The 11,414-nt window shown below is 60.8% G+C and carries 5 protein-coding genes; all 5 read left to right on the top strand.

Annotated elements, in window-relative coordinates:
• Positions 1-189: 189 nt before the first annotated feature.
• Positions 190-3,642, top strand: coding sequence for an exodeoxyribonuclease V subunit gamma (gene recC, locus ACIP8I_RS19940; protein WP_400763259.1), 3,453 nt, complete (start codon positions 190-192; stop codon positions 3,640-3,642).
• Positions 3,639-7,328, top strand: a complete 3,690-nt coding sequence (gene recB, locus ACIP8I_RS19935) for an exodeoxyribonuclease V subunit beta (protein WP_400763256.1) — start codon at positions 3,639-3,641, stop codon at positions 7,326-7,328. Before recC ends, recB begins: the two co-directional genes overlap by 4 nt.
• On the top strand, positions 7,325-9,433 hold the full coding sequence (gene recD, locus ACIP8I_RS19930) for an exodeoxyribonuclease V subunit alpha (protein ID WP_400763253.1): 2,109 nt from the start codon (positions 7,325-7,327) through the stop codon (positions 9,431-9,433). Before recB ends, recD begins: the two co-directional genes overlap by 4 nt.
• 119 nt (positions 9,434-9,552) lie before the next feature.
• Complete coding sequence (locus tag ACIP8I_RS19925; protein WP_367082974.1) at positions 9,553-10,128, top strand: YfiR family protein; 576 nt, start codon at positions 9,553-9,555, stop codon at positions 10,126-10,128.
• Positions 10,125-11,393 (top strand): diguanylate cyclase domain-containing protein, encoded by a 1,269-nt coding sequence (locus ACIP8I_RS19920; protein WP_400763250.1) that lies wholly within the window; start codon positions 10,125-10,127, stop codon positions 11,391-11,393. Before ACIP8I_RS19925 ends, ACIP8I_RS19920 begins: the two co-directional genes overlap by 4 nt.
• The last annotated feature ends 21 nt before the right edge of the window (positions 11,394-11,414 follow it).

Below are 11,414 nucleotides of genomic sequence, written 5' to 3'. Positions count from 1 at the left end.
GGGTTTCCCCATGTGAGAGTAGGTCATCGTCAAGATTAAATTCCGAAACCCCAATTGCGAAAGCAGTTGGGGTTTTGTTTTGCCCGCAGGAAAGTTCCTACGACATGCAGGTGCCCCTTCCGGCTGTCACAGCCCGCCGACAGTGCTAAGGTTCTGCCCTGGCTTTTGTACTTTTCCAAGGAAGCTTTTATGCCGGACGCCTCGTCCCTCAATGCTGCATTCATGGTGGTCCAGAGCAATAGCCTGGACGAGCTGCGCAGCCTGGTGGTCAGCATTATGCGGCGCTATCCATTGGCGCCCTTGGAGAATGAAATCGCTCTCGTGCAGAGCAACGGTATTGCCCAATGGCTCAAGTTGGCATTGGCTGAGGATCCCCAGGACGATGATCTCGGTGGTTGCGGAATTGCTGCAGCCATCGACGTGCAATTACCCGGCAGCTTTATGTGGCAGCTCTACCGCATGGTCCTGGGCCGAGATGAAATCCCTGCCAAATCCCTGCTCGACAAGGCACCCTTGACCTGGCGATTGATGCGTCTGTTACCCCAGTTGATCGACCGTCCGCATTTCGAGCCGCTCCAGCGCTTCCTCACCCACGACACCGACTTGCGCAAGCGCTATCAATTGTCTGAACGCCTGGCGGATCTTTTCGACCAATATCAGGTGTATCGCGCGGATTGGCTTGAAGACTGGGCGCAAGGTTTCCACCAATTACGTAATGTCAGGGGCGAAATCAAACCCCTGCCGCCGACCAGTTGCTGGCAGGCCGAACTGTGGCGTGCGCTATTGCAGGATGTTGGCGAACAAGGCATGGCCCAGAGTCGTGCGGGTGTCCATCAGCGGTTTATCGAGAGAATAAACACCCTCGAAGTCGCCCCCGCAGGCCTGCCCTCGCGTGTGATCGTTTTTGGTATTTCTTCTCTGCCGGCTCAAGTGCTTGAGGCTCTGGCCGGACTCGCACGTTTCAGCCAGGTTCTGCTTTGTGTGCACAACCCCTGCCGTCACCACTGGGCCGATATCGTCGCCGACAAAGATCTGCTGCGCCACCAATACAAGCGCCAGAGCCGCAAGACCGGCATGCCGTTCGTACTTGATCCTGACACCTTGCATCAACATGCCCACCCGCTGCTCGCCGCGTGGGGCAAACAAGGTCGCGACTACATCAGCCTGCTCGACAGCTACGATGATCCAAACAGTTATCGCGCGGCATTTCGTGACGGGCGCATCGACCTGTTCAGCGAAACGCAGCCGCAGAACCTGCTCAATCAGCTCCAGGACGACATCCTGGAGTTGCGACCACTTGATGAAACGCGCGAGCATTGGCCCGCTGTCGATCTGATGCAGGATGAGTCGATCCGCTTTCACATCGCCCACAGCGCGCAGCGTGAGGTCGAGATTCTTCATGATCAGTTGTTGGCCCGCTTCAGCGCCAACCCTCAACTGCGTCCCCGCGATGTGATCGTCATGGTGCCGGACATCGACAGCTATGCCCCGCACATCCGCGCGGTGTTTGGCCAGCTCGAGCGACACGATCCGCGCTTCATCCCGTTTACTCTGGCCGATCAGGGGCAGCGCGGCCGCGATCCCTTGCTGATTGCCGTCGAGCACCTGCTCAAGTTGCCGGACAGTCGTTTTCCGGTCAGTGAAATCCTCGATTTGCTCGACGTTCCCGCATTGCGTGCCCGATTCGCTGTTGAGGAACGTGATTTGCCGACTCTGCATCGCTGGATAGAAGGCGCAGGTGTGCGCTGGGGCATGAATGCCGAGCAACGGGCAGGCCTTGGACTGCCAGGTGAGCTCGAACAAAACAGCTGGCATTTTGGCTTGCGCCGGATGCTGCTCGGTTACGCTGTCGGCAGCTCCAATGCCTGTGCGGGCATCGAGCCCTATGATGAAATCGGTGGGTTGGATGCCGCGCTGATCGGGCCTCTGGTCGCGTTGCTCGATGCGCTGGAACTGGCGCATCAGGAACTCACGCAACCGGCACAACCCCATGAGTGGGGCCTACGTCTCCAGGCGCTGATGCAATTGTTCTTCAAGGCCTGTAATGAACATGACGACTTCTTGCTGACCCAGTTGGAGGAGCTTCGCGAGACATGGCTGGAAACCTGCGAATCGGTAGGCCTGACAGATGAACTGCCGCTGACAGTGGTGCGTGAGGCCTGGCTTGCCGGTCTGGATCAGGGCCGCCTGTCCCAGCGCTTTCTCGCCGGTGCCGTGAATTTCTGCACTTTGATGCCGATGCGTGCGATTCCTTTCAAACTCGTCTGTTTGCTGGGAATGAATGATGGTGACTATCCACGCGCGCAGCCGCCCCTGGATTTCGACCTGATGGGCAGCGATTACCGTCCGGGAGATCGTTCCCGACGGGAGGACGACCGTTATCTATTGCTGGAAGCGTTGCTGTCTGCGCGCAATCAGCTCTATATCAGTTGGGTCGGCCGCAGTATTCGCGACAACAGCGAGCGCCCGGCGTCGGTGCTGATTGGGCAATTGCGAGACCATCTCGCCGGTGGCTGGCGATTGGCCGACGAGAGCAGAAATCTGCTGGACGCGTTAACCGAGGAGCACCCGTTGCAACCGTTCAGCGCGCGTTACTTCCATGAGGGCAATCAACTATTCAGCTATGCCAGAGAATGGCAGGTCTTGCATCAACCCGCTCAGAGCCAAAATGCGGAACAGTTGCTCGATCCCTATGTCCAGGAAGAACCTCTCACTCTGGTCCTGCTACAGGACTTCCTGCGCAACCCGGTTCGCCACTTTTTCACCCAGCGGCTCAAGGTGTATTTCGAGGCCGCTGAAGCACCACTGGCGGACGAGGAGCCTTTCGTACTTGATGCATTGCAGCGTTACACCCTCAGCGACAGCCTGCTCGACGCGGCACTCCGGCAACCGGACAATGTCGATCAGGCGCTAGAGGCGCACGCCCGTCGCCTGCAAAACAGTGGTCTGCTGCCCATGGCCGGTTTCGGTGAGTGCCTGCAGCGTGAGTTGATCGAACCGCTGCCGGATTTGCTTCAGCGCTTTCAGCAGTTGCTCACGTTATGGCCAACACCACTGACCAGCGCGGTTCCGATCAGTCTCCAATTGCAGGGACTGCGCCTGGAAGGTTGGCTCGCCAGCTTGCATCAGCGTGCCGATGGAGGACTGCTATCAGTCACGACCATTCCCAATAGCATTGGCTCGATCAAGAGTCGAAAATGGCACCGTTTGACCAAACCGTGGGTCAATCATCTTGTCGCCTGTGCCAGCGGACTATCGATGACCACTGCATTGGTAGCCAGTGATGACACGCTGTTGCTCGAGCCCATGGAGCAGGATCGGGCGCTGAGTTTCCTCGGTGATCTGCTGCTTGCCTGGCAGGCCGGAATGCGTCAGCCGTTGCCGATCGCAGTAAAAACCGCATTTGCCTGGTTGTCCCAGTCCGATCCGCTCAAGGCGCAAGCCGCAGCTCGCAAAGCCTATGAAGGTGATGGCCAGACCAGCGAAGGCGAGCGTCGTGAGAGCCCGGCGCTGTCCAGGCAATTCGCCGACTTTGATTCGCTACTCAGCGATGAGACATTTTCAGGGTGGTGCGACGCCTTGTATCGCCCTCTATTCGAAGCACCCTGGCGCTCACTCGCAAGCGAAGGGGGGCGCTCATGAGTTCGAAGATCCCGCTGGCACTGGCTTTCCCGCTGCACGGCAGCCAATTGATCGAAGCCAGTGCCGGTACCGGTAAAACCTTCACCATTTCCGCTCTGTATCTGCGGCTGATCCTCGGCCATGGCGGCGACCTGAATGGCTTCGGTCGTGAGTTGTTGCCTCCGCAAATCCTCGTGGTGACCTTTACCGATGCGGCAACCAAGGAGCTGCGCGAGCGGATTCGTACTCGATTGGCCGAGGCTGCCCGATTTTTCCGTGATGAGATACCGGCGCCTGATGCCCTGATTGCTGATCTGCGCGAGCAATATGCGCCGCAACAATGGTCCGGTTGCGCCAATCGGCTGGATATCGCCGCGCAATGGATGGACGAGGCCGCCGTTTCGACCATTCACAGTTGGTGTCAGCGCATGTTGCGTGAACACGCCTTTGATAGCGGCAGCCTGTTTACTCAATCCCTCGAGACCGATCACAGCGATTTGCTTGGCGAGGTGCTGCGCGACTACTGGCGTCTGTTCTGCTACCCGATGCAGGGCGATGTCCTCAATTGGGTGCGCAACAACTGGGGCGGACCCGCGGCGCTGCTGCCTCGAGTGCGTGGCCTGTTTGCCAGCGAGCGCGACAGCGACGAAGGCAAGCCCCCGGCAGAGCTGATCGACGAGTGTCTGCAGGAGCGTCGTGCTGCCTTGCTTGAACTGAAGATGCCCTGGCGCCAATGGGCCGATGAGCTGCTCGCCATTTGTCATGAAGGCGTTACGAACAAAGCTGTCGACGGTCGCAAGATGCAGGCCCGTTACTTTGAACCCTGGTTTGAAAAGCTCAAGGCCTGGGCTGAAGACGAGTCGCTGGAGCAATTGGACATCGGCACCGGCTTCACCCGGCTGACGCCCGACGGCATGGCCGAAGCCTGGAAAGGCCAGGCGCCGAACCATCCGGGACTCGATGCAATGGCCGGTCTCAAGTCGAGTCTCGATGCATTGCCGAGCCCTGATGCAGCAGTCCTGCAACACGCGGCCAAATGGGTAGGCGCGCGTTTTGAAGAGGAGAAACGTCGTCGTGCCGAGATGGGGTTCGATGACATGTTGCTGCGTCTTGACGCGGCACTGCAGTCTGATGGCGCGGAGCGGCTTGCCACACTGATCCGCGAGCAGTTTCCGGTCGCGCTGATCGACGAGTTTCAGGACACCGATCCGGTGCAGTACCGGATCTTCGAACGTATCTATCGCATCGAAGACAACAGCCCGGACACTGGTCTGTTTCTGATCGGCGATCCCAAACAGGCGATCTACGCGTTCCGTGGCGCCGATATCTACACTTATCTGCGTGCACGTGAGGCTACAGCCGGCCGACTGCATACGCTGGGTACCAACTTCCGCTCCAGCCACGGCATGGTGAAAGCGGTCAACCATGTGTTTGAACGCGCCGAGTCCCGAGAGCTGGGGCGCGGCGCGTTTCTGTTTCGGCAGAAAACCGGCAAGAACCCGGTACCGTTTCAACCCGTCGAGTCTCAGGGTCGCAAAGAATGGCTACAGATTGCCGGACAGGACGTTGCGGCGCTGAACGTCTGGCACCTGCCTACCGACCAGCCGCTGCCGGGTGCCGTCTATCGCCAGCAACTGGCGGCGGCCTGTGCCAGTCAAATCACCGCGTTGCTCAATGGCGGGCAAGCCGGCAGCGCTGGATTTGTGCAGAGTGGCAAGGAATTCAGAGGCCTGCGTCCTTCGGACATTGCGATTCTGGTTCGCGATGGCAAGGAGGCGCAGGCCGTTCGTGGCGAGCTGGCTGCGCGAGGCGTGCGCAGCGTCTACCTTTCGGACAAGGATTCGGTTTTCGCCGCCCAGGAAGCCCATGACTTGCTGTCGTGGCTCAAGGCCTGCGCGGAGCCGGACGTCGAGCGCTCGCTGAAAGCCGCGCTGGCCTGCATCACTCTCAACCTGCCACTGGTCGAGCTGGAACGCCTGAACCAGGACGAGTTGGTCTGGGAAACCCGCGTCATGCAGTTCCGCGGTTATCGCGAATTGTGGCGCAAGCAAGGTGTGCTGCCGATGCTGCGTCGCCTGCTGCACGACTTCCAGTTGCCGCAGATCCTCATGGCACGCAGCGACGGCGAACGCGTGCTGACCAACCTGCTGCACTTGTCGGAATTGCTGCAGCAGGCTGCTGCTGAGCTCGACGGCGAGCAGGCGTTGATCCGGCATCTGGCCGAACACCTGGCATTGTCCGGTCAGGCGGGGGAAGAGCAGATTCTGCGTCTGGAAAGCGACGAACAACTGGTCAAGGTCGTGACCATCCACAAGTCGAAAGGCCTTGAGTATCCCCTGGTGTTCCTGCCGTTCATCTGCTCGGCAAAACCAGTGGACGGTAGCCGCTTGCCACTCAATTACCACGACGCGTCGGGCAAGGCGCAGGTAAGCCTGAAACCGACTGCTGAGTTGATTGCCTTGGCCGATGATGAGCGTCTCGCCGAAGACCTGCGTCTGCTCTACGTGGCATTGACCCGCGCGCAGCATGCCTGCTGGCTGGGCGTGACCGATCTCAAGCGCGGTAATAACAACAGTTCAGTGCTGCATCTTTCTGCCCTTGGATACCTGCTGGGTGGTGGCGAGATGCTGGGCGAGTCCACCGGATTGAATCACTGGCTGCAGGACCTGCAACAGGATTGCCCGGCCATCGCCATCGCTGACATGCCTCAACCCACGGACGAGCATTATCAGCCACCGCGCACTGCAGCGACGCTCAGCGCGACGCTGTTGCCCAAGCGCAAGGCCAGTGAAAACTGGTGGATTGCTTCCTACAGTGCCTTGCGCATCAGTGATGTATTGAGTGTCGGCAGTGATGAAGCGCCGGACAGTCCGCAAGCGCAAAAACTGTTTGATGATGAGCGCCTTGATCCCGAGGCACCGAGAGAAATCATCGCCGGTGGCGCCGATATACATCGCTTCCCGCGCGGGCCCAATCCAGGGACATTCCTCCACGGTTTGCTGGAATGGGCGGGTGACGAAGGTTTCGCCGTTCCGCGCGATGCGCTGGAGGACGCGATTGCCCGGCGCTGCAACCTGCGTGGCTGGAAAGGCTGGATCACCACATTGAGTGATTGGCTGGAGCATCTGCTGAAGACACCGTTGCCGGCAGGTACCGGGCGATCACCAGTGGTACTGGAGCAATTGACACAGTACCGGGTCGAGATGGAGTTCTGGTTCGCCAGCCATCAGGTCGACGTGCTCAAACTCGATGAGCTGGTGCGCCAGCACACCCATGGTGGCGTGGCGCGGGTGGCGGCCGAGCCGGTGCAGCTCAACGGGATGTTCAAGGGATTCATCGACCTGACCTTTGAACACGATGGCCGCTACTACGTGGCCGACTACAAATCCAACTGGTTGGGTGCTGACGACATGGCTTATACCGAGCAGGCCATGGAACGCTCGATTCTCGACAGCCGCTATGACCTGCAATACGTGCTGTATCTTTTGGCACTGCACCGCCAACTCAAGGCGCGGCTGCCTGACTACGATTACGACCGGCATGTGGGGGGCGCGCTGTATCTATTTCTGCGCGGCACACGGTCGGACAGTCGCGGCGTGTATTTTGCCCGTCCGCCACGAGAACTCATCGAAAGCCTGGACCGCTTGTTCCAGGGCAAGCCTGCACCCAAAGCCGAGCCCGCATGGGAACAGGGAGTCCTGTTATGAACCGTACCTTCGCCGATCTGCTGCCGACACCGTTGGCCGACGACAGTCTGTCGACCTTGTCACCGCTGACCCGCGCCGACGATCTGCTGCTGTTGCTGACCCGCTGGGTCGAACGGGGCTGGCTGCGTTCACTGGACAAGGCGTTTGTCGCGTTCCTTCATGAGTTGTCGCCCGAGGCTGATCCACTGGTGCTGCTCGCCGCCGCGTTGACCAGTCATCAGCTCGGTCACGGGCATGTGTGTCTGGATTTGTTCGAAACCCTCAAGGCCCCGGATTTCGCCTTGTCGCTCCCTCCCGAAGGGGATGTGCAAGGGGGTGTTCTGCTACTGCCGTCGCAATTGCTCGAAGCCCTCGACGGCGCTCATTGGTGCAAGGTGCTGGCGGGCAGTCCGCTGGTCGCGCTGGCGGCTGACACAAGTGCAGTGGCGCAGGAACGCCCCTTGGTGTTGTCCGGAAAGCGCCTGTATCTGCGCCGCTACTGGGCTTATGAACGACGGATCGACAGCGCCTTGCGTCTGCGTCTGGCGCAGAGCGAAATGCCGCCGGCGGACTTGCCGCAGCGCTTGAATGAGCTGTTCGGGGCGAGAAAACCAGGTGCAGTGATCGACTGGCAGAAACTCGCTTGCGCCCTGGCCACGCGCGGCGCATTCAGTATCGTCACCGGCGGCCCGGGCACCGGCAAGACCACCACGGTGGTGCGTCTGCTGGCGTTGCTCCAGGCACCCGCCGTGGAGGCCGGGCAGCCGCTGCGGATTCGTCTGGCGGCACCCACCGGCAAAGCCGCTGCACGCTTGACCGAGTCCATCAGCCAGCAAGTGCAGTCGCTGAAAGTCGCCGACGCCGTGCGCGAGAAAATCCCCTGCGACGTGACCACCGTACACCGTCTGCTCGGCAGTCGGCCCGGTACCCGTCACTTCCGCCACCATGCGGGCAACCGCTTGCCGCTGGACGTGCTGGTGGTCGACGAAGCGTCGATGATCGACCTGGAAATGATGGCCAATCTGCTCGATGCCTTGCCGCCCCATGCGCGTCTGGTGCTGCTCGGGGACAAGGACCAACTCGCCTCTGTGGAGGCCGGTGCGGTGTTAGGCGATCTGTGCCGCGATGCCGAGGCTGGCTGGTATAACCCGCAAACCCGACAATGGCTGGAGTCTGTCAGCGGTGAATCGCTGCAGGACAGCGGTTTGCACGAAGACAATGACGGCGCGCATCCACTGGCGCAGCAACTGGTGATGTTGCGCCACTCCCGGCGATTCGGCGAGGGTAGCGGCATCGGGCAACTCGCGCGGCGGGTCAATCATCAGTTGCCCGAGGAAGCGCGGCAACTACTGAGCGCTGGTCATTACGCCGACGTGTTTTCGCTGCCGCTCAATGGCGAACACAACCACAAGTTCGAACGTCTGGTGCTCGATGGCCATGGCGACGGGCCGCAGGGCTATCGCCATTACCTGAGCGTGTTGCGAAATCAACGACCACCCCAAGGCCGACCGCTGGAACACCCGGACTGGATTCACTGGGCGCGTGAAGTGCTGCAGGCATTCGATACGTTCCAGTTGCTGTGCGCGGTGCGCAGAGGCCCTTGGGGTGTAGAAGGCTTGAACCAGCGCATCACCGACGCCTTGCTCAAGGCGCGGCTGATCGACAGTGACCAGCAATGGTACGAAGGCCGGCCGGTATTGATGACCCGCAACGACTATGGCCTGGGCCTGATGAACGGTGACATCGGCATTGCGCTCAAGCTGCCCGAGCGTGAAGGCCCCGACGTGGGCAAACCGGTATTGCGCGTGGCCTTTCCGCGGAACGATGGTCAGGGCGGCGTGCGCTTCGTGCTGCCGAGTCGGCTCAACGACGTGGAAACGGTGTACGCCATGACCGTGCACAAATCCCAGGGTTCGGAGTTCGCGCACACTGCGCTGATCCTGCCGGATGCCTTGAATCCGGTGCTGACCAAAGAGCTGATCTACACCGGGATCACTCGCGCGAAAAACTGGTTCACCCTGGTCGAAACTCGCGCAGGCGTGTTCGAAGAGGCCGTGCAGCGCAAGGTCAAGCGCCTCAGCGGACTGATGCTGGAACTGGAGGAGGGTGGCGAGGCTCGGGGATGAAAGATCTGGCGATTGGCGGTGGTTACTGACCAGCCGGTCAGGAGGCACTGTTTCGCTGGTGTTACTCCGCTGTGCTATCGTTGCGGCATCATTTCGGTACGATGCAAGAGAATCCCTGCATGAAGGTGGCAGTCTGGGCGACAGAGCGCGTGGTTCGCTGCAAGCACGTATTGCTTGTCGGTCTGCTCTGTTTGCTGACGGGCATTGCCATGGCACAGCCACAAACGCCCACGGGCATGGCCGAACAGCGCGCCCAGGCAGTGACGCAAGTCGTGCTGGGCATCCTCAGCTACGCACGCTGGCCGGTCGAGCCTGCGCAGTTGCGCCTGTGTATCGTCGGCCCCACCGAGTACACCGACGATCTGGTCAAAGGCACCACGCAAGCCACTGGTCGTCCGGTCACTGTGCGCCGACTGCTGGCCGACAATCCGGCCATCGTCAGCGAGTGTGATGCGGTGTACATCGGCAAACTCACCGCAGATGAACGCAGTCGGCTCTTCTCTTCATTGATCGGCCATCCGGTGCTGAGCATCAGCGAAGGTGGCGATCAATGCACGGTCGGCAGCCTGTTCTGCCTGCGCGTCAGCGATGAGCAGGTGTCCTTCGAGGTCAATCTCGACTCCGTCGCCCGTAGCGGCGTACGCATCCACCCGAGCGTGCTGCAGTTGTCGCGCCGCAAACCGGCGGCACCATGAAACTGTTCGGCTCCAGAACCCGCCCGACACTGGGCTCGGTCATCGGTCGTGGACATTTGATTGTCGCGCTGGTGGCCGTGACGATGGCCAGTGTGTCGCTGACCCTGCTGGGGGTTCTCGCGCTGCGGGTCTACGCCGATCACAACCTGCACCTGATTGCGCGTTCGATCAGCTACACCGTGGAAGCGGCGGTAGTGTTCAACGACAAGGCTGCCGCGACGGAAGCGCTGGCGTTGATCGCGTCCACCGAAGAAGTGGCGGATGCTCAGGTTTTCGATGCCCAGGGTACGTTGCTCGCGCGTTGGCAGCGTCCCGAAAACGGCCTGTTCTCCGAGCTGGAAATGCAGGCCGCCCGGACCATTCTGGAAAAGCCGATCAGCCTGCCGATCGTGCATCAGGATCGTGAAATCGGACGCATCCTGCTGGTCGGTCACGGCGGCAGCCTGATGCGCTTCTTGCTCAGCGGTCTGGCGGGGATCGTCCTCTGCACCGCGATCAGTGCCTGGGTCGCGCTGTATCTGGCACGCCGACAGCTGCGCAGCATTACCGGTCCACTTCGCAGCCTCGCGGCAGTAGCCCACGCCGCGCGCAGCGAGCGTGCGCTGGATCGCCGGGTGCCGCCGGCGCAGATCGCCGAGCTCGACAACCTCGGCAACGACTTCAATGCCCTGCTCGACGAACTCGAATCGTGGCAAACCCACCTGCAAAGCGAGAACGAAACCCTCGCCCATCAGGCCAGCCACGACAGCCTCACCGGCCTGCCGAACCGGGCGTTTTTCGAAGGTCGATTGATTCGCGCCTTGCGCAACGCCGGCAAGCTCAATGAGCGGGTGGCGGTGCTGTTTCTCGACAGTGACCGTTTCAAAGGCATCAACGACAACTTCGGTCACGCCGCCGGCGACGCGGTACTGGTGGCAGTTGCCAATCGGATCCGCGCGCAGCTGCGTGAAGAGGATCTGGTGGCGCGGCTCGGCGGCGACGAGTTCGCCGTACTGCTCGCGCCGCTGCACAAGATCGAAGACGCCGAGCGCATTGCCGACAAGATTCTTGCCAGCATGGACGTGCCCATCGCGCTGCCGGGGGATACCAGTGTGGTGACGTCGCTCAGTATCGGCATTGCAGTTTTCCCCGATCATGGTGTCACGCCAGGCGCCTTGCTCAATGCGGCCGACGCGGCGATGTATCAGGCCAAGCGCCTGTCGCGTGGTGCTCAATTCACTGCCGGGTCGGAGAGCCCGGTCGTCAATCTTCAAACCAGGAGCTGATTCCGTGTTCACATTTCCCGC

It is taken from the genome of Pseudomonas sp. NPDC088414 (assembly GCF_044753325.1).
Lineage (GTDB): Bacteria > Pseudomonadota > Gammaproteobacteria > Pseudomonadales > Pseudomonadaceae > Aquipseudomonas.
The sequence above is the reverse complement of the archived record's forward strand: the minus strand, read 5'-3'. Positions and strand labels throughout refer to the sequence as shown.